The sequence below is a fragment of the Terrimonas rubra genome, assembly GCF_042686025.1.
Classification (GTDB): Bacteria; Bacteroidota; Bacteroidia; order Chitinophagales; family Chitinophagaceae; genus Terrimonas; species Terrimonas rubra.
The window spans coordinates 843,708-863,477 of sequence record NZ_JBHUOZ010000003.1 but is presented as its reverse complement, the minus strand read 5'-3'; the positions used below and the strand labels follow the sequence as shown (position 1 = coordinate 863,477).

The window sequence follows — 19,770 nt, the reverse complement described above, 5'->3', positions numbered from 1 at the left end:
CATCACCTTAAAAATGTTATTATGAGATTAGTAATCGCATCATTTATTTTATTAAGTACCGCAGCCCTCGTAACCTCTTGCGGTGAAAAAGCGGCCGAAGCGCCAAAAGCCTTCTGCGACACGGTTTGCTTTTCTGATTCTATTAAGATCGAAGGTCAGCACAAACTGAAACCTTATGTATATATCAGTGGTAAAGATTGTAAAGCCGATACCATTACCTGGAGCTATAATGGCGCAAAATCAAACAAAAAATATGAACTGGCAAGTATGCTGGCCAACAATAATTTAAAGATCAATAAAGATTATTTTAAAGCCTATATCAGGGATACTTCTTTAGCATATATTATGTTTAACGATTGCCTTACCGGTCAGAACTACCAGATACGCGTAAATTTTGCGGAGAAGACCAGCATTCAGCCCAGCAAAAAAGGTATCAACGATTTTGATCCCAAGTTTGATATTGCCGAGAACTTATTTGTATATACCGATGGCGGCAACCTGTATATTGAGGATATGACCACCGGTAAAAAAACAATGATGACTTTTGGTAAGGATGCCGGTGTTGATTTTGATTATATCCATGACAAAATTGACTCGGTAAATGTAACGCCTACCAAAGCATGGGCTAAAGTTAAGTTTGGTAAGGACTGGGAAGTTATTGAGAAAGCTATTGAGTTAAAGTAATAGCAGCGTTAATAGTTCATTGTTAATAGTCTTTTGCTAAGGCCATATTGTAACAGGCAACCAAACAATATTGGCAATAAACGAGGGTTCGCATTCATGTGGGAAGTATATAAAAAAGGATTTAAGAGTTATTGTCAACTGGAAAAATCTTTATCGGATAATTCCACCGAAGCTTATATACATGATATTGAAAAGCTGACCGATTACCTGTTGGCACACCAACTGCAAAAGCCTGTTGCGGACATTACCTTACAGGATTTACAACAATTTTTACAATGGATAGCGGGCCTGGGAATGACAGCAAGTTCCCAGGCCCGTATTATTTCCGGTATCCGGGCTTTTTTTAAATACTGTATTACCGAGGATATTGTTCAAACTGATCCCACCGTTTTATTAGCCACTCCCAAGCTAAAAAGGGCTTTACCCGATGTATTAAGTTACGAAGAGATTGAAAAGATACTGGCACAGATAGACCTGAGCAAGCCGGACGGCGAACGTAATAAAGCCATATTGGAGATCATGTACAGCTGCGGGCTGCGGGTAAGTGAAGTAATTAACCTGAAACTATCGCAGCTATACCTGGATGTTGATTTTATAAGAGTGACCGGTAAAGGCAACAAAGAACGGCTGATACCCATTGGCAGCAGCGCCAAAAAACAGGTAAGCACCTATATTAAGCTGGTAAGGCCGCATACACCTAATAAACCGGGTTACGATGATATTGTTTTTTTAAACAAACGTGGTACCGGCCTGTCACGGGTAATGGTTTTTATGATCATTAAACAACTGGTGGCGATGGCAGGTATAAAGAAAAAAGTTTCCCCCCATACTCTTCGTCATTCCTTTGCCACCCACCTGGTAGAAGGCGGCGCCAACCTGCGTGCCGTACAGGAGATGTTAGGCCACGAAAGCATTACCACTACCGAAATATATACCCACCTTGACAGGGATTTTTTAAAGAAGACCCTGGAGCAGTTTCACCCGGCGTTTGGGAAATAGAATTGAGATGTAAGATTTCAGATATAAGATTTTAGATTACAGATACTTTCCCCTCCCGTTTACCTTTTCTCCTCCCGGCATCCTATCTATATACTAAACTCTATTCTCTTAATACTAAATACTATTATCTTAATACTATATACTATTCTCTCAATACTATAAAAAAAAGAACCCCCGATGAGAATCGGGGGGCCCTAATCAAAAACCATTAACCATTAAACCTTATCCTATGAAAATTCATGACAAATATCGCTAATAATTATTTAATACAAAAACTTTTGAGGTACTTTTATGTCTTTATTTGTGTATATATAACATTTATTGATTCATCTCAATACCGGTACTTGATGTACGGTTTAAGCAAACGTTTGCAAAGCGTATTTCTTAACAAAAACTTGTAAAATTTTTATCGTGTTATGCGTAAAATAGTGATAGCAATAACAGGGGCAAGTGGTTCTGTTTATGCACAAAGCCTGTTGAAAAAATTAACAACCATACCTGAACAATGGGACGATATTGCTATTGTTATTACCGATAATGCCAAACAGGTCTGGCAAACGGAGTTAAAAAATGACTCTTATAAAAATTTCCCCTTTAGTTTCTACCATAAAAATGATTTTAATGCCCCTTTCGCATCAGGTTCAGGCAAATACGATAGCATGATCGTACTTCCCTGCTCTATGGGCACGTTGGGCCGTATTGCAACAGGCATATCCAATGACCTGATCACAAGGGCAGCTGATGTAATATTGAAGGAACGCCGTAAATTAATATGTGTAGTACGGGATACGCCTTATAACCTGGTTCATATACGGAATATGGAGACGGTAACATTAGCAGGCGGTATTATTTGCCCCGCTTCCCCATCCTTTTACAGCTTACCCGCCAGCCTGGATGAACTGGCCGCTACAGTTACCGACCGGGTGCTGGACCTGGCAGGCTTTGATATCAGCACTTTCCGCTGGGGAAATAATAAATAATAAAAGTATACAGCATAAAGAAAGCGCTTCATAAAAAGGAAGCGCTTTTACCTAAAACAAACAACACGAAAGGTGTTTAAGCAGGGTTAGCCGAAATTTTATTGGCCGCCTCATACTGCCTGGCCCTTTGCCTGGCTATTCTGCGTCCCCTGAAGAACAGGTAGAGATTGAAGAATAACATTACTCCCAGGTAAATACTGAAACCTCCCAGTTTATAGCTTAGTCTTTCCAGCAATACCTGGCCGTTATAAACATTACCGGCTATTTCCATGATCAGTAAGGCAAATCCCACATTCAGCAGGTAAAAGCCGGTTTCAAATAAACGGTTGGTTGAAAAAGCGATATCGGCTTTACCCCCAAAAATTTCCAGCATAAAGGTTTTACTGTTTTTAAATAATACATGGGCCACATACCAGGTAAGCATAATAGCAATAGGCAAATAAATAAGGTAGGCAGTGAAATTTAATGATTTGTCCATGACGGGTTTATTTATGATGAGTAATTGATTGCTGATGATGCCGGCCAATAAAATATATCGCAGTCATATTGCCGAAGTGTATAATGCCGAGTATCAATAATATTTTACCGGTCATGGTTGCCATGCAGCTCCATAAACTACCCCAGTTATGAATTGGAGGCCAGGTACTGATGGTCAGCGCTACATAGCCCAGGTTTAACAGGTAATACCCTACCAGCAGCAGCCGGTTGATAAACAATGTAAGTTTTTCATCGCCATGTAACAGGTTTAAAATGTAATGCCGGCCGTTTTTGTAAAAAACCAGACCTACATGAACAGTAATAATGTAGGTAATAGAAAGGTAGATGATGTAGGCCAGGATGTTCATGGAAGCGGTTTTAAAGTTGCCCCATACCACGCTGCATTTTCACAAGGCAAACCTACGACATCTTTTTGAATTTTCAATATTTTCTGAAAATATATTTTCAAAATATCAGCGCTCCCTAAATAGTTTTATACAAAGCAGCTTTTTCTTATTTTTAAACCATGGACCCACAAGAACCGGTGATACCCGTACAGGCGAATGATGAAAACGACAGGCAGGCGGCATCAGATTACCCTCCCAAATACATACCCCTGCAACAGAAAGGCAACAGCGCCTTACGTTCCATTCAAAGCCTGGCGCTGTATTTAATGATCGGCTATCTTATTTTTCCCAGTTTCACCATTCTGCTGATGGTCACCTTTATCGTACTGATACATGAACTGGGGCATTTCCTGGCCATGAAGTATTTTAAGTACAGCGACCTGGGCATGTTTTTTATCCCGCTGCTGGGAGCTTATGTATCGGGTACAAAACGAGAAGTGTCGCAAACGCAATCCGCCATTATTTTACTGGCCGGCCCTATACCCGGGGTCATTATTGGTGCTGTTCTGTATTTTATTGATGCGGCTTACGGTGGCTTAGTATGGTGGGGCGTTTCGGTTTATACCATCAGCCTGTTATTTATTTTTTTAAACCTGTTTAACCTGTTGCCTATTTATCCTTTAGATGGTGGTCAGTTGTTAAACCGCGTTTTTTTAGATGAGGAAGGTTATATCAGCCGTATATTTATTTTGCTGTCCATTGCCGCAATGACCTGGTTCAGCATCAGCCTGTGGCAAAAGACCGGCAGCTGGTTTTATTTTATCCTGCTACTATTCCCGGTTTATTTATTGCTGCGCATGCGTTCGGATTCACAGCTGACCAATCTTGAAAAAAAACTGGAAGCTGATGGCTACGACCTGAATAAATTATATGAAGATCTTACCGATGAAGAATACTGGGAATTAAGAAAAAAAGTAATTGCCCATCACACGGCATTTGCGGGCATAACACCTGGCCCGCCGTATGAATATGATCTTAAGGAAGATAAGGTAATGAACGCTATTCAGAGCCTGTTACACCGTACTTTCTGGGAGGACATGAGCATTCCGGGTAAAATATTGTTGTTGCTTATCTGGATAGCGGCATTGGCTTCGCCCTGGTTATTACAGCTCGATCTTTCTTTTTTCCGCCGTTTCGGGTAATGCCTCTACAGCCTGCTATAATCGGAACGCCAGTTTTTAATGGCGGCTTTTATTTGCTGTTTACTCAGTTTTTCTTCGCTGGCACGTAAAGCCAGTGCCGGAAATTCCTCATCAGATGCAAAGCGTAAGGCAATGATCTGTCTTAACCGGAGGTTAGGGTACAGTGGCTTCCCGGTCAATACATAATGCCGGAAGTTTTCTTCGGCCCTTATCACCCTGTCCTGTGCCTTCAGGGGCATTATACGGGAATTAAGGTGCACCAGTGCAAGTGCAATAACGATCAGCAGCAATATTACGGCCTGTAATATATTCCCCTTTTCTGCCTGTACCAGGTTAATAATAGTAAGAACCAGTAAGGTCACTATAAGCGGAGTGGCTACAAAATGAAAAGGAGGAAAAAACTTACGGTGATTTTTAAAACTTTGCATGGTATTATTTTAATTCGTTTAATACTTTATACATTTTTTGTACCAGGCCTGATGCGGAACCCTGGTAGTTGTTTACCAAAAAAGAATAAATATACTCTTTACCATCTTTTGCTTTGTGATAACCACAAAAACCTTTTACACCGCTGATGGTACCGCTTTTCATTTTCATACCATTGTATTCGGGTAAAGCATCGTAAAAAGCAGGAAACCAGCTTTTACCCCTGGCATATTTTAATATTTCCACCTGCGCATGGGTGGTTACCCTGTTTAAGGGCGAAAGGCCCGAACCGTCTTTCATGTTCAACTCCCCGGAGCCTATACCCTGCTGTTTCCAGAAATCCCTCACCAGCTTCACGCCTTCATCGGTGGCTGCGGGTTTGTTGTTTTGCAGGGCAATGGCCTTTATCAATGCTTCACCATACAGGTTAATACTTTTTTTATTGAACCAATAAATGATAGAGTCCATAACAGGTGAAACCTGTTGTACAACGGGTTTTATGATCACTCCTGCCGCATTGGCGCCGTGTGATTTGCTACGATCATGACCATCGGTCAGCTCCGTTTTATTTACCATACCCGAGGCCTTTAAACGCAGGTCAAGATCAGTTAACAGGGTTGCCGCGGGGTTTGTATCGGCAGCCGAGATGGTAAAATTCTTTTCACCGGCAGGTATGGTACCTGATATTGATCCGTCAAAATATAAATAAGCATTATCTCCTGTTCCTTTGGCAGCAGCCCTTAATTCGTTATGATAATCCACGGGCGCCCCGTCTTTTTTTACCAGCACGGCATCTCCCACGGCGTTACCCGAAGTAAGCTGGAGATCGAACTGGTTCTCCTTCCAGTTAAGTGCATAGGCCCCGGTACCATAGTAATTACCTATGTCCTGCCATATCCACCCATCCGGTATAGCCTGGTAAACAAAAGAACCGGTATTGACTTGTAACCGGCCATCAATTTTTTGTATGCCGGTGGCTTTTAGCTTTTTAATCCATTCGTCCAGTACATTATCAGGCTTTGTACTTTCCCAGCGCCAGCTGCCCAATGTAGGATCACCGGAACCGCTCACAATAAGATCGCCCTTTAATACGCCATTGGCAATAGCGCCTGTATAACCGATATTGGTAATAAATTTATAATCCTGGCCCAATAATTCATAGGCACTCACACTGGTAATGATTTTTTGGGTAGATGCAGGCGCCAGGCCCATGCGGGAGTTTTTGTCAAATACCAGTTTGCCGGTAGCCGCTTCAATTACATATAAGGAAACAGATGCGTTTTGATATAATGTATCTTTTTCAAAATTATTAAAGGCAGCCGCAATTTTAGCCCCGACCGTTTGTGCTGGCACCCCGACAGTTTGTATAATCAAAAATAATAATAACAAAAATCTATGCATAAAGCTGATTTAGCGGTGAAACTAAAAAGAATTAAATTTACTGTATGGAAAATGAAGTTAATGAACCTGTACCAAAGTTCAATTATGTTTCTGCCGAGGATTACCTGAAGATGGAAAGAACATCGCAGCAGAAACATGAATATTACCAGGGTGAAGTGTTTGCCATGTCGGGAGCTTCTCTTAATCACAACGATATCTTTACTAATCTTTTTGGACATCTTTCTTTAAAACTAAAAGGCAAAGGTTGTAAACCTTATGGTAGTGATTTACGTGTTCATATTCCAATGAATACGCTTTATACTTATCCTGATATCAGTATTGTGTGTGGTAAGCCGGAAACCACTGATAATGCTTTCGATACTATTACTAATCCCTGTATAATTATTGAAATATTATCTTCCTCCACAAAATCATACGACCGGGGCGATAAGTTTAATTTATATCGCCAGATACCCACCTTACAGGAATACATATTGATTGACTCCGAAACCGTTTCGGTGGAACATTTTGTAAGAACCGATGTACATGAATGGAGGCTGACAGAATTAAAAGATATAACAGATGCCTTTATGATTAAAACGGTTGCTATTCGCATTACACTGGAATCTTTATACCTTGATATAAATTTTTGATGGCTACATCCGTTCTTCCTGTTACGTCCTATTTTTCCTGACGGGAAATGCGGTACTGCTGAACGGAGCGTCGCAAGTAAAGCCCCATCAGGGTACTGTTGCCGGCACCATCCATCATTAACTTTCCCGGCATTTCATCCAACCTATTTTACTAAGAGTTATCTTGCAGTATAATTAATAAGTAATATGGTAAATGCATCTATCATTACCATTGGTGATGAGTTGTTAATTGGCCAGACCATTGACACCAACAGTGCTTTTATTGCCCAGGAACTGAATAAAACAGGCGTTTGGGTAAAACGCCGGGTAGCTGTAGGTGATGTATACGATGATATATGGCAGGCATTGGACGAAGAGAAGAAACGATCTGATATCATTATTATCACAGGCGGCCTGGGCCCTACTGCCGATGATATTACCAAACCGCTGCTGTGTAAATATTTTGGAGGTAAACTGGTGGTGAACGAGGAAGTGCTGGCCCATGTAAAGTATTTATTTGAGAAAATATACAATCGTCCCGGCCCTATACTGGAACGGAATATGAAACAGGCCGAAGTGCCTGATAACTGTACCGTATTACCCAATGCTTTGGGTACAGCGCCGGGCATGTGGTTTAATGCGGACGGAAAGATTTTTATTTCCTTACCCGGTGTGCCGCACGAGATGAAAGGCCTGATCACCAACGAAGTGTTACACAGGCTGCAGGAAACCTTTACCATGCCTGCCATTGTACATGAAACCATTTTTACGGCAGGCCAGGGCGAATCGGCCATTGCCGAACTATTACTGGATTTTGAAGCCGGTTTACCGGCCGATATTAAGCTGGCCTATTTACCCAGCTACGGCATGGTAAAACTGCGTTTAACCATTACAGGCGTTAATAAAATGGCCTTACAGGAAAAACTGCAGCCCTATTATTTACGGTTACAGGAACTGGTAGCCCCGTTTTTGGTATCGGCAAAAGATGAAGGCCTTGAAGAGGTGATCGGTAACCTGTTAAAAGCATCGGGCAAAACAATGGGCACAGCGGAAAGCTGTACCGGCGGGTACATAGCTCACCTGATAACCAGTATTGCCGGCTCTTCGGCTTATTATAAAGGCAGTATAGTGAGTTATGCCAACGAAGTAAAACAAAACCTGTTGGGTGTACAGGCACAAACCTTACAATCGGTAGGTGCAGTAAGCGAAGAAACGGTAAAACAGATGGTAGCAGGTACGTTGGAGCGCTTGCAGGTAGATTATGCGGTGGCCACATCCGGCATTATGGGACCCGATGGCGGCACACCGGAAAAACCGGTAGGAACGGTGTGGATAGCCGTGGGGAATAAGGATAAAACTGCGACCATCAAACTAAGTTTACGTTTTGGCAGGGAGAGAAATATACACCTGGCAGCCATGAATGCCCTGAATTTTTTACGAAAGTTTATTTTAACTAACAGTTGATAGTATGAATTAAGGCCAAATCGTTACCTTTGGCCGGTTAAAAATTGCTTGTTATTCCGGTTACCTGTTTCAGGTGCTGCCGGTTGGGTGAAATAGTACAGGTAAAACGCTTGTTTACCGGGAATGATGAGCTGCATTATACAGACAAGACTAATAAAAATATTATGGCGATAGTAGAACTGATCATGCCTAAGCTGGGCGAAAGTATTATGGAAGCTACCATTTTAAGATGGCACAAACAACCCGGTGATACCGTACAGATGGACGAAACCGTGCTGGAAATTGCTACTGATAAAGTGGATAGTGAAGTACCCAGTACCGCAGCCGGCGTAATTGAAGAGTTATTGTATAAAGTAGATGATGTAGTACCCATTGGCGCTGCTATTGCTAAAATAAGGACCGAAGGTGGAGCGTCTGTTACTGCAACAACCGCTGCCCCTGTTAAGGAAGCCCCGGCTGCTGTTGCTCCTACTCCTGTACAAGCTGCACCCGCAGCCAATACCGGCGGCAGTGTTAACCCTAACCGCTTTTATTCTCCCCTGGTATTGAATATTGCCACCAGCGAAGGAGTTAGCATGAGCGAACTGGAAAAAATTCCCGGTACCGGCAGCGAAGGAAGGGTGACCAAAAAAGATATTTTACAATACGTAAGTGATAAAAAATCGGGTAAAGTAAGCGCTCCTGCAGCACATCCCCTGGCGGATAATACAGATACCATTGTTGTGGAGAATACCCCTGCACCGACAGTTAAGAAAACAGAAAATGCACCGGTGGTATACCAGGGTAATGTAGAAATTATTGAAATGGACCGTATGCGTAAGCTGATTGCTGAACATATGGTGCGTAGCAAACATACCAGCCCGCACGTTACCAGCTTTACCGAAGCCGATGTTACCAACCTGGTACACTGGCGCGATAAAGTGAAAAAGGAGTTTGAAAAACGTGAGAACAGCAAAATCACCTTTACGCCCTTGTTTGTAGAAGCGGTGGTGAAGTGCATTAAAAAATTCCCTTTGATCAACTCTTCACTGGACGGCGATAAGATCATTGTAAAAAAAGACATTAATATAGGTATGGCTACGGCGCTGCCCAGCGGCAATTTGATTGTACCGGTTATTAAAAATGCCGACCAGTTGAATTTAGTAGGCCTTAGCAAACAGGTGAACCAGTTAGCCGACAGCGCCCGTAATGGTAAACTGAAAGCTGACGATACCCAGGGCGGAACCTTTACCCTGACCAATGTAGGCACTTTTGGCAGCCTGATGGGTACCCCCATTATTAACCAGCCACAGGTAGCAATTTTAGCCGTGGGCGCCATTAAAAAACGCCCGATGGTGATTGAAACGCCACAAGGCGACAGCATAGCCATACGCCACATGATGTACCTGAGCATGAGCTACGACCACCGTATTGTGGACGGCAGCCTGGGCGCTACATTCTTAACAGCGGTAGCCAAGGAGCTGGAGAACTTTAATCCTGACAGGGAGATCTGATAGTCCCTGTTTTTTAATAAAACATTACCCCCGTTCAGATCGGCAGTGCCGGTTTAAACGGGGGTAAAATTTATAGGGCCGATATATATTGGTATCAACAGTATATATAACTTTGCACCCTCAAGAAACGACTATGTTACCAGGAGCAGGCCTGTTAAGGCATTTAAAACACCCAACGACTTTCCGTTCAGCAGTTACTATTGCATTAATAATGACCATAACAGGAAAACCGGCCCAGGCCCAAAAAAAAGACTTCGGCTCTTGGAATGTGATCAATACCCGTTTAACACTGGCCCCCAAGTTTGAAATTTTCAATGAACTACAGCTACGCTCGCAATCATTTTACAATAACCATTTTTATTATGAAGTAAAAGGAGGTATTTCCTACTTTATTAATAAGAATTTTTCGTTTTTAGCAGGTATTGGTAAGTATGTAACCTATAGCGACCCCGGCAGTTTTACCAAACCGGTATCGGCCAACGAGTTCAGGTTCTGGCAACAGCTGACCATGAATAATTATTTAGAACGCATAAAGTTTGAACACCGTTACCGTGTGGAACAAAGATGGTTTGATACCGGTTACCGCAACCGTTTCCGCTATCGTTTAAATGCGGCCATTCCGTTAAACGGCACCAAGATTGAGCCCAAAACATTTTACGTGGCCGCTTTTGAAGAGTTGTTCCTGACCAATAAAGCGCCCTATTTTGAACGTAATCGTGTGTTTGCAGGCATTGGTTACCAGATATCGCCCTATTTCAGCGTACAGCCCGGTTATGTATACCAGTATGATTACCGTAACAATGTTGGCGCAGGTAAGCATTTTTTCCAGCTGACTTTAATGATAGATATTGACGGTAACAAAAACCCGAATGAACGGATACCGGGTAACCTGGATTAATTGTTTGAGCAGGTGTTGCATAAGGGTTATTTTGCCCGCAGATTTTTACAGATAGAATACAACGCAGATTTTCGCTGAGTTGATTTTAGTTGGTGTTTGAGCAGGGAGTGTATGAAAGTTGTTTCACCCGCAGATTTTCACAGATACAATGCACCGCAGATGACCGCTGAGTTGGTTTTAGTTTGTGAAAGCTTTTATTCTTAAAAGGCTGTATTGCTACCATCACTACCTGTTGTATTCCTCACTTCATCATTCACTAATACGCAACTTTGGTTCGTTAGACACTAACTAAGGTTAAGATTTTTTCACCCGCAGATTTTCACAGATAAAATGCACCGCAGATACCCGCTGAGTTGATTTTAGTTTGTTAAAGGTTTTATTTTTAAAAGGCTGTATTACTCACTTCATCATTCACTAATTCGCAACTTTGGTTCGATAGATATTAACTGAGGTTAAGATTGCTTCACCCGCAGATTTTCACAGATAAAATGCACCGCAGATGACCGCTGATTTGGTTTTAAATTTGCGAAAATCTGCGTATACCATCAGCGTTATCTGCGGGTATTTTCTACATGGGAATTAACATTTTAAACCCAAAAATCTACTCCCCGTATTTCTCCGGCTTAAAATGATATTTTTTGCCTTTCCGGGTAATAATAAACAGGTTATTATAATCCGTTTCAGGAATATCCGCCGGTACCACCTGTGAGCCTACTAAAGCGTTGGCTATATTATCGATGGTATTAGAGTGCCCGACAATAAGCACATTTCCTTTACGTTTACTTTTGATCCGTTCAACGAAGGCCGGTAAAGAGTCAGAGGAAGGGTGATAAGTAACAATAGAAAGATCATTTGTTTTGGCCAATGGCATCACCGTTTGCAGGGTGCGTTTGTAATTGGTACTGTAAATGCTTTTAATACCGGCATGGGCAAGGCGTTGTTGTAAAGCAACAGCACGGGCATGGCCAGCTTCGGACAGGTCGGGATTATTCTTGTCCGACTGCATGGTAGCGGTAGCAGGTGTGGCTTTTTCAGCATGGCGTACAACATAAATGGTCTGACTACAGGAGGCAAGACATACAACAAGCAATAACAATATAATTCTCATATACAGTAAAGTTTAATTAAACGGATTCTAAATTAGGATAAAAAAGGATGACAAGTTTACCACTTATACATTTATAGGATTATACAACAAAGCCGCATACCATATAGGATGCGGCTTTGTATAATTATATTCAGGATCATTAATCAACCAGTTCCAATCCCCAGCTTTTACCTTTCTCCACTGCCGGCACTCCTTCTGTGATCCAGCGTGCAGGTTTGGCGCCTTTTAATAACCAGTCAAAGAATTGTTGCTCGCGGATCTGGATGTCCTTACGGTTCTTTCTTTCCACCAGGTTATGTGCCTCACCGTTGTAGTTTAACATCCAGGCCTGTTTACCTAAACGACGAAGGCCGGTAAACAGTTCAATACCCTGGTACCAGGGAACGGCGCCGTCTGCGTCGTTAGCCATAATAACTATCGGTGTTTTTACTTTGGGTAAATGGAATAAAGGAGAGTTCTCAATATATAATTGTGGCTTTTCCCACAATGTAGCGCCAATACGGCTTTGTGTTTTTTCGTACTGGAACTGCCTGTTCATACCGCTCTCCCAGCGTATGCCACCATAGGCACTGGTCATATTGGCAACAGGTGCACCGGACCAGGCCGCTTTAAAGATATCGGTCATGGTAACCAGTTGTGCTACCTGTATACCGCCCCAGCTCTGGCCCTGTATACCCAGGTTCTTGCCATCTACCCATTTATGTTTTGACAGGTCTTTGGCAGCACTCACAATATAATCGTAAGCACTTTTTGCCGGGTAACCTTTGGTATAATAAATATCAGGTGCAAAAACCAGGTAACCCCTGCTTACAAAGAAGGATATATTTAAACGGCTGGGCGTTGGTGCCGGTGGTATATAACTGTTTAAACCATTACTTAAGGTTTCATAGAAATAAAGGATCAAAGGATATTTTTTGGTGCTGTCAAAATCCTCCGGTTTATATAAAATGCCGGTTGATGTTTTGCCGCTGAATGTTTTCCATTTATACAACTCAGCCGTACCCCAGTTGTAACCGCTTTGCTGCGGGTTGGTATTACTTAGTTGTTTGGCTGTATAATTGTTACCGCCTGCCTGAGCTACAGCAAATACATTGGGCGATTGCTGGTAGGTTTCCTCTGTAACGGCATACACCGCATTGTTTTTTGCTTTATAAGGCATACCCAGGCTGATGGCTGCCGGAGCAATTACGGGTGATAAGCTGTACTTGTCATTAACCGCTTTATAAATAAATAAACCGGCATCTTTATTTACATCGTTAAAATAACGCACCAGCAGTTCCTGCGTTGGCTGGATAAACCGCTCTTCCCTGTCGGTACGGATATAACGGTACACCACTTTTTGCGGGCGGCCGGTTAAGAATACCTCCGGCTTTTTACCGGCGGCTATGAACAGTTTTACAATACCATATTTATCGTACACATACACAAAAGCTTCTTTTTCATCCCAACCCATAAAACCATAAGCAGGCGGATCGGATGGCGTATCATTTTCTTCGTCCCATAAAGGATAAGTATAACCCTGGCTTATATTACGGGTAGCCTTACCATCGCTTACATGATAACTTTTTGTATCGTAGTTATACCAGATAAAGTATTTGCCGGAAGGAGAAATATAAGCCGGTGATAACTGGCCGTTCATATTTTTCAGTACCAGTGTTTTTGCACCGGTTTGTACATTTACCCAATACACATCTTTTTTGGTATTACCTGTCCACTGGCTTTCTACACGCCTGCCAAAATCGGTAACTGCCAATACATTTTCACCGTCACCTTCGTTGGTAAGGTATGCATTAGGTATTTCCTTAGAGGTTAACTGGATAAAGCTATTGGTGGCCAGGTCGTAAACCGCCTGAAAGTCTTCTTCACGGGTACGGTTCACACGGCTTAACTGCGTGGTTTGCAGGTAATCTTCATTGTAGTGCCAAACATCCAGTTTTACCAGGTCAATATCTACCAGGGTAGTGTCTTTAGGTGTTGGTATAGGCGCCGTATCGAAGTATAGTTTTTTACCGGATTTGCTGAAACTGATATTGGCAAACGGACTTACCGTGAATTTTGCGGGCAGGCCGGCAGTAGTATTGTCAACCAGCACGCGGGCACTATCCTGGCCGGCAGTATAATACCAAAGCTTGTACGTTTTGGTTAAAGCCTTGGGGGCGGCATCGCGTTCGGCAATAAAGGCCAGTTGAGTACCATCTTCGGAGAACTCAAAATTTTTAAACTCGTTACCACCCAGTAAGATGGTATCGGCTTTTGCCTGCTGCAGGCTCACCAGCACAACAGCCGCTTTGCTTAATGAATCGCCGGGGGCTTTGGATTGCTCCAGTAAAAGGCGGGTGCCGTTTTTATCGAAATAGTATTTTACTACATTTTTAAACTCCTGTTGTTTACCCGTAGCTAAGTTTCTTAATACAAGTGTAGATCCGGTTTCTGCATTACTGCCACCGGGCTCATCGCCTTCGGCATCTATTAAAGCATATAGTTCTTCTATTGTCTCATCATCTTTTTTTGATTTCTTTTTTCCTTTAGCAGCTGTTTGTGCTGCAATTACCTGTTGCAGGGAGTCTATCACATGCATCAGGCTATCGGCAGTTTTATTCACCGGCTTGCCTTTGGGCGCTGCTGCTTTGGTATCTTTTTCCAGGTGATAAGCCAGCCAGTTGGCTGATTTTTCAGGGATCTTAAAGCCCTTTGTTTTTTCTTTTTTCCAGATACTGTCCTTGCCCAGTTCAATAATAGCCAGGGTATCTTTGGGCGTATCTTCCGGTTTTTTCTTTTTGATCCTGGCCTCCCTTAACTGGGCATACAAGGGTTTGATACGGAAGACAAGAAATTTATTATCCTCGGTGATAGTGGCATTATAACCACGGGCAATTGTTTTTTTGTAAGTACCATCGGCCGATCGGATAACCAGTTCGTTATCGCCTTCCTGGACATTTACCGCATACACGATCCACGCACCGTTATTGCTGATACTGGTTTCACCAATGGATTGCCAGCTATCATACACGGTATGATCCAATACTTTTTTCTGGGCGCTGATTTGCGTATGACACAATAAGGCCGCTGATACCAAACAGGCAAAGAATAAACCCTTCATAAATGCAGTTACATTTTAAAATTGAGCACTATTATTACTTTATAACTAATACAAGCAAGAAAACGGTGCGGGTGAGGGATAGCAGCGGAAAGCCCGCAGTACCGCTTTAACAAACCCGGCGACGCAGGAGCCGTAGTTTGTGTTACACGGAACGAGGACTTGCAGCGTATAGCCCGACCCTGTATAAGAATAAGCCGGCTGAGACCCGAAGCCGCAACACTGTTACACAGGGGCACCCCAAAACTGGTTATGGATAATTGCAGTTACTGTTTCATTAACCGGTTACCGGTAGCTTCAAATATACTAAGGTTTTTTATAAATCGTCAGCTTGTAATATCAGCGGCCACCTGTTTGTTTTTAACTGTTTGCCGGCGTAACAGTAAGGTATGAATGACCAGTGAGGACATGATGATGGCAAAGCCAACAAAAAATGAAGGGCCAAGGTCTTCCATTTCATTGAACATAAAGAAGGCCAGCAGTACCCCGTACACCGGCTCGAGGTTATAACTTAAGGTGACCGTAAAAGCCGAAAATCTTTTTAAAGCCACCATGGAGAATTGCATGGCCACTACCGTACACAATATAGCCAGTACCAATAACCAGAACCAGTCAGCCGTTGAAGGAACAAACTGTGTAGTGGGGGCTATTTGTAAGAAGAGGGGTAATAATAAGGTAGTGCCCAGTATACAGCCTGTCATTTGCCAGGTAAGGCCGGTTTCAATATTGATACGCTGGATGGTCTGGCGCATAAAAATGGGGAACAGTGCCGCCAGAAAGGCCGATATTAATCCGAAAGTGATGCCCAACCGGAAACTACTGTCGAAATGAAAGATGATATAAATGCCAATGATTGACAAAACACCCAATAAAACTTCGGTAAGCCGGTGTTTTTTACGGGTAATAAGCGGCTCCAGCAAAGCAGTAAAGAACCCCGTGCAGGATAAACAGACCAGGCCTACCGATACATTGGCAAATTTTATACTGGCATAAAAACTGATCCAGTGTAAGGCAGTAACTGTTCCTATACCCAATAGTTTAACAATATCGGCATTACTGATCTTTTGTAATTTACGCCGCCAGGCAAATAAGACCCAGAAACAGGCGCTTGCAATTAATACCCGGTACCATACCAGGGCAACTGCCTCCAGGCTGATTAAACGTCCTAAAATGCCCGTAAAGCCGGCCAGCAGCACCGCAATATGTAGTTTTATAAAAGCCTGTTTCATGGGCTGCAATTTAGGCGATTTTTATATGCCGCTACTTACGGTTAATGACCGCATTTAACCGTTTTACCACCTTTTTGTGAGCATTTCGTTAAGGAATGGGAGGCGATTGTTTACCAGCAGCCAAACCCTTAACTTTGTAGTAATTGTATTTATGCAGGTTTTCTCTTTTGCCATATTATCAGATATCTACGCCGCGCTGCTACCGGCCAATTTTTACATACCTGACTGATTGCACCTATACAGAACCTGCGTGCCCGTAATGGGTTTTCTTTTCACTAAACAGCCAGTAACATGGAACAGAAACAGACAAACATTTTTGTTAGTTCAGAAACAGGAACATTAAGAAGGTTATTAGTACATAGTCCCGACAGCGGTATTGGTAAAGTAGTACCATCCAAAGCACAGGACTGGTTATTTGAAGATATTGTGCACCTGGATACCATCAGGAGGAAAGAGTATGATTATTACACTAAATTATTATTGTATTTTTTAGACCCCGGCAAGGTAAAGGGGAAAATAAAGGATATTGATAACCCGGACAATAAATATAACTTTTACAAACCGGGACATGCCGATTTTTATAAATCGGATAAAGTAGTGGAGCTGGAATGGTTACTGGCCGAGATACTGGAAGTGCACGAGATAAAGATAAAACTGATCGCATCGGTATGCGCCATTGAAAATTGTTCTTATGAAATACAGGAGAGCCTTACGGCCCTGCCCGCAGCCAGCCTGGCCAAGCTGTTCATCAGCGGTACGGATAATGATAAACGCATGATCTTTCCGCCGGTACCCAATTTTATTTTTACCCGCGATATTGGGATTGTTATTAACGATCATATATTGTTAAACAAGCCCGCCAAGAAGGCCCGCACCCGTGAGGCCTTACTGATCAAGTATATTTTCTTTAACCACCCGATGTTTAAAGATTTTAGCAAGAACATTATTGAATTACCCGATGCCTCGCACCATTTTTTACTGCCCAAGGATGGCGATGATAAAAAAGTAACCCTGGAAGGCGGAGATATTATGGTGGTAAGCAAGGACCATATATTGGTTGGCGTTAGCGAAAGAACTACGATGGAAGCCGCCCACCAGGCCATTAATGTGTTGTTTGAAAAAGGCATTGTGAAGAAGATAACGGTGGTAAAAATTCCGAAGAAAAGGGACTATATGCATATTGATACTGTATTTACCCAGGTGAAGAAGAATGTATGGGTAATGCTGGGCGCTTTTTCACGCAAGACCATTAAGATGGAAGACGCCGACCCGGTGGAGAAATTACTGGATGTAAAGAAAAAGGATGATAAGATCAGGATCATACAGTTTAAAAAGAAAGACCCATCCTCCCCTGTTTATTTTGACAGCCTGGAAGACCTGCTGATCGATATCAGTAAACATGACCTGAAATGCGAAGAGAAGGTGAAGTTTATTTACTCGGGCAATAACGAGTTTCCCTATGACGCCCGTGAACAATGGACCGACTCCTGTAATTTACTGGCTTTACGCGAGGGCATTGTATTGGGCTATGACCGTAACGATAAAACCCTGGACGCTTTTAAGAAAGCAGGTTTTGCCACCATTCATGTACAGGAATTGTTAGACCAGTTTGAGGCAGGCAAATTAACACCCGACGACCTGAAAGATACGCTGATCACCATGCCATCGGCCGAGTTATCGCGTGCCCGTGGTGGTTTTCATTGTATGAGCATGCCTTTATTACGCGACGCCGATTAAATTTACGCCCATGCAAAACACAGCATATTTATTAATGATAAAACCGGTGAACTTTAGCTTTAACGCTGAAACGGCCGTGAACAATGCTTTTCAGCAGGCGAATACAGATGCTGATACACAGGAAAGATCATTGAAGGAGTTCAATGATTTTGTTGCCTTGTTAAGGGAAAACAGTATTGATGTTACGGTAGTGGATGACACCCCGGAACCTTATACACCGGATTCTATTTTCCCCAATAACTGGATATCCTTTCATGCAGATGGCAGTATTGTTTTATACCCCATGTTTGCCGCCAACCGCAGGCAGGAAAGAAAACAACATGTGCTGGACCATATTGCCAATAAGTTTACCGTAAAAACAAAAACCGACCTCAGCCCTTATGAAAAGAAAGGATTGTTTTTGGAAGGTACGGGCAGTATGGTATTGGACAGGGATAAAAAGATAGCTTATGCCTGCCTGTCGCCGCGTACCGATAAAACCGTACTGGAAAGTTTTTGCCAGGCAAAAGGTTATACGCCTGTCAGTTTTACTGCTACCGATGGTAAGGGCCGGGCTATTTACCATACCAATGTGTTAATGTGCGTGGCCGATAAATACGTGGTGATTTGCCTGGACGCCATACCGGATGCAGGAGAAAGAGCAGCAGTAGAAAAAACCATTACAGAAACCGGCAAGACCATCATTCCTATTACCTTAGACCAGATGAATCATTTTGCCGGCAATATGTTACAGGTTAAAAACGAAGCGGGCAAACAATTCCTGGTTATGTCATCACAGGCGTATGAGTCCTTAACGCCTAACCAGGTTAATTCCTTACATTCGTTTAACGCCATTTTGCACTCGCCCTTATATACCATAGAAAAAAACGGGGGCGGCAGTGCCCGTTGTATGATGGCCGAAATATTTTTACCAACGCTTTAGTTATAACATGAAGAAAACATTTTTTCTTTTATCATTTATCGTATGCTCCTGTGTATTGTTTGCACAGGATAGTTATTTAGTGCTCACCGACTCATTCCGCAATCATTATATTGCCACCCATGGTGTACTGAAGAAGGAGGAAGAGAAAAAACAATTACGTTTTTACCCCATACAGGAAAAATATAAGGTAACAGCCAGTTTTAAACCTGCCGAAAATATGGAGTGGTTTACCATGGAAACATCGGGTACCATGAAAAAAGTATATCGTGTGTACGGAACGGTAACTTTTACCATTAACGACACTGTTAACACCCTGCAGGTATTACAGGCACAACAGTTATTAACCAATAACGAATACAAGGATTATTTGTTTTTGCCTTTTACGGATAAAACTACCGGGCAGGACACTTATGAAGTAGGCCGTTATATAGACCTGAAAACAACCGATATAAAAAACGATAAGGTAGTTATTGATTTTAATAAAAACTACAACCCTTATTGCGCTTATGTAAGCGGCAAATACAACTGCCCTATTCCGCCAAAAGCCAATGCTTTAGCGGTGGCCATTACGGCCGGGGAAAAGAAATATCATGTTAATTAGCCGGTGAGTTAATTAGCTAATTTGATAATGTGCTGATTTGCTGATTAACAGTAATAATATAAAAAGCCGCTTCTTGTTACAGAAGCGGCTTTTT

At 42.4% G+C, this 19,770-nt stretch carries 18 protein-coding genes; 11 read left to right on the top strand and 7 right to left on the bottom strand.

The features are described from left to right. Positions 1–21 precede the first annotated feature (21 nt). From ACFS6H_RS13000 to ACFS6H_RS12990, 3 genes are all read left to right on the top strand, one after another. The gene (locus ACFS6H_RS13000) at positions 22–684 is read left to right on the top strand and encodes a hypothetical protein (protein WP_386099382.1); all 663 of its coding nucleotides are present in this window, start codon (positions 22–24) and stop codon (positions 682–684) included. A gap of 96 nt (positions 685–780) precedes the next feature. Then, positions 781–1,683, top strand: a complete 903-nt coding sequence (gene xerD / locus ACFS6H_RS12995) for a site-specific tyrosine recombinase XerD (protein ID WP_386099379.1) — start codon at positions 781–783, stop codon at positions 1,681–1,683. Positions 1,684–2,099: 416 nt separating this feature from the next. After that, positions 2,100–2,663 (top strand): UbiX family flavin prenyltransferase, encoded by a 564-nt coding sequence (locus tag ACFS6H_RS12990; RefSeq protein ID WP_386099376.1) that lies wholly within the window; start codon positions 2,100–2,102, stop codon positions 2,661–2,663. Positions 2,664–2,739: 76 nt separating this feature from the next. Here ACFS6H_RS12990 and ACFS6H_RS12985 read toward each other — a convergent pair whose 3' ends face one another. After that, positions 2,740–3,141, bottom strand: a complete 402-nt coding sequence (locus ACFS6H_RS12985) for a hypothetical protein (protein WP_386099373.1) — start codon at positions 3,139–3,141, stop codon at positions 2,740–2,742. A 7-nt stretch (positions 3,142–3,148) separates the two neighbouring features. Next, the gene (locus ACFS6H_RS12980) at positions 3,149–3,508 is read right to left on the bottom strand and encodes a hypothetical protein (protein WP_386099370.1); all 360 of its coding nucleotides are present in this window, start codon (positions 3,506–3,508) and stop codon (positions 3,149–3,151) included. 158 nt (positions 3,509–3,666) lie between these two features. Between ACFS6H_RS12980 and ACFS6H_RS12975 the strand changes: the two genes are divergently transcribed. Then, the gene (locus ACFS6H_RS12975) at positions 3,667–4,689 is read left to right on the top strand and encodes a site-2 protease family protein (RefSeq protein WP_386099367.1); all 1,023 of its coding nucleotides are present in this window, start codon (positions 3,667–3,669) and stop codon (positions 4,687–4,689) included. Positions 4,690–4,694: 5 nt separating this feature from the next. Here ACFS6H_RS12975 and ACFS6H_RS12970 read toward each other — a convergent pair whose 3' ends face one another. Together ACFS6H_RS12970 and dacB are read right to left on the bottom strand one after the other, a co-directional pair. Further along, on the bottom strand, positions 4,695–5,117 hold the full coding sequence (locus ACFS6H_RS12970; RefSeq protein ID WP_386099364.1) for a DUF6526 family protein: 423 nt from the start codon (positions 5,115–5,117) through the stop codon (positions 4,695–4,697). Positions 5,118–5,121: 4 nt separating this feature from the next. Then, positions 5,122–6,516 carry a D-alanyl-D-alanine carboxypeptidase/D-alanyl-D-alanine endopeptidase gene (gene dacB, locus ACFS6H_RS12965; protein WP_386099361.1) on the bottom strand — a complete coding sequence of 465 codons (1,395 nt, stop codon included), beginning with the start codon at positions 6,514–6,516 and terminating at the stop codon, positions 5,122–5,124. A 44-nt stretch (positions 6,517–6,560) separates the two neighbouring features. Between dacB and ACFS6H_RS12960 the strand changes: the two genes are divergently transcribed. The 4 genes from ACFS6H_RS12960 (at position 6,561) to ACFS6H_RS12945 (ending at position 10,982) form a co-directional block, all read left to right on the top strand. Beyond that, positions 6,561–7,148, top strand: coding sequence for a Uma2 family endonuclease (locus tag ACFS6H_RS12960; RefSeq protein ID WP_386099358.1), 588 nt, complete (start codon positions 6,561–6,563; stop codon positions 7,146–7,148). A 186-nt stretch (positions 7,149–7,334) separates the two neighbouring features. After that, positions 7,335–8,591: a CinA family nicotinamide mononucleotide deamidase-related protein gene (locus ACFS6H_RS12955; protein WP_386099355.1), complete on the top strand. Its 1,257-nt coding sequence runs from the start codon at positions 7,335–7,337 to the stop codon at positions 8,589–8,591. A gap of 164 nt (positions 8,592–8,755) precedes the next feature. Continuing rightward, the gene (locus ACFS6H_RS12950) at positions 8,756–10,084 is read left to right on the top strand and encodes a dihydrolipoamide acetyltransferase family protein (protein WP_386099352.1); all 1,329 of its coding nucleotides are present in this window, start codon (positions 8,756–8,758) and stop codon (positions 10,082–10,084) included. A 211-nt stretch (positions 10,085–10,295) separates the two neighbouring features. Further along, a complete protein-coding gene (locus ACFS6H_RS12945; protein ID WP_386099349.1) occupies positions 10,296–10,982 on the top strand; it encodes a DUF2490 domain-containing protein in 687 nt (228 codons plus the stop codon). Positions 10,983–11,583: 601 nt separating this feature from the next. Here the strand turns inward: ACFS6H_RS12945 and ACFS6H_RS12940 are convergent. The 3 genes from ACFS6H_RS12940 to ACFS6H_RS12930 form a co-directional block, all read right to left on the bottom strand. Next, a complete protein-coding gene (locus tag ACFS6H_RS12940; RefSeq protein WP_386099346.1) occupies positions 11,584–12,090 on the bottom strand; it encodes a histidine phosphatase family protein in 507 nt (168 codons plus the stop codon). A gap of 139 nt (positions 12,091–12,229) precedes the next feature. Then, positions 12,230–15,190, bottom strand: a complete 2,961-nt coding sequence (locus ACFS6H_RS12935; RefSeq protein WP_386099343.1) for a S9 family peptidase — start codon at positions 15,188–15,190, stop codon at positions 12,230–12,232. 323 nt (positions 15,191–15,513) lie between these two features. Continuing rightward, positions 15,514–16,416 (bottom strand): DMT family transporter, encoded by a 903-nt coding sequence (locus ACFS6H_RS12930; RefSeq protein ID WP_386099340.1) that lies wholly within the window; start codon positions 16,414–16,416, stop codon positions 15,514–15,516. 291 nt (positions 16,417–16,707) lie between these two features. Between ACFS6H_RS12930 and ACFS6H_RS12925 the strand changes: the two genes are divergently transcribed. Genes ACFS6H_RS12925 through ACFS6H_RS12915 form a run of 3 tightly spaced genes read left to right on the top strand, consistent with a single transcriptional unit; the run spans position 16,708 to position 19,676 of the window. Further along, complete coding sequence (locus ACFS6H_RS12925; protein ID WP_386099337.1) at positions 16,708–18,153, top strand: arginine deiminase family protein; 1,446 nt, start codon at positions 16,708–16,710, stop codon at positions 18,151–18,153. Positions 18,154–18,163: 10 nt separating this feature from the next. Further along, on the top strand, positions 18,164–19,075 hold the full coding sequence (ctlX, locus tag ACFS6H_RS12920) for a citrulline utilization hydrolase CtlX (RefSeq protein WP_386099334.1): 912 nt from the start codon (positions 18,164–18,166) through the stop codon (positions 19,073–19,075). Positions 19,076–19,082: 7 nt separating this feature from the next. After that, complete coding sequence (locus tag ACFS6H_RS12915) at positions 19,083–19,676, top strand: DUF1684 domain-containing protein (RefSeq protein WP_386099331.1); 594 nt, start codon at positions 19,083–19,085, stop codon at positions 19,674–19,676. Positions 19,677–19,770 lie beyond the last annotated feature (94 nt).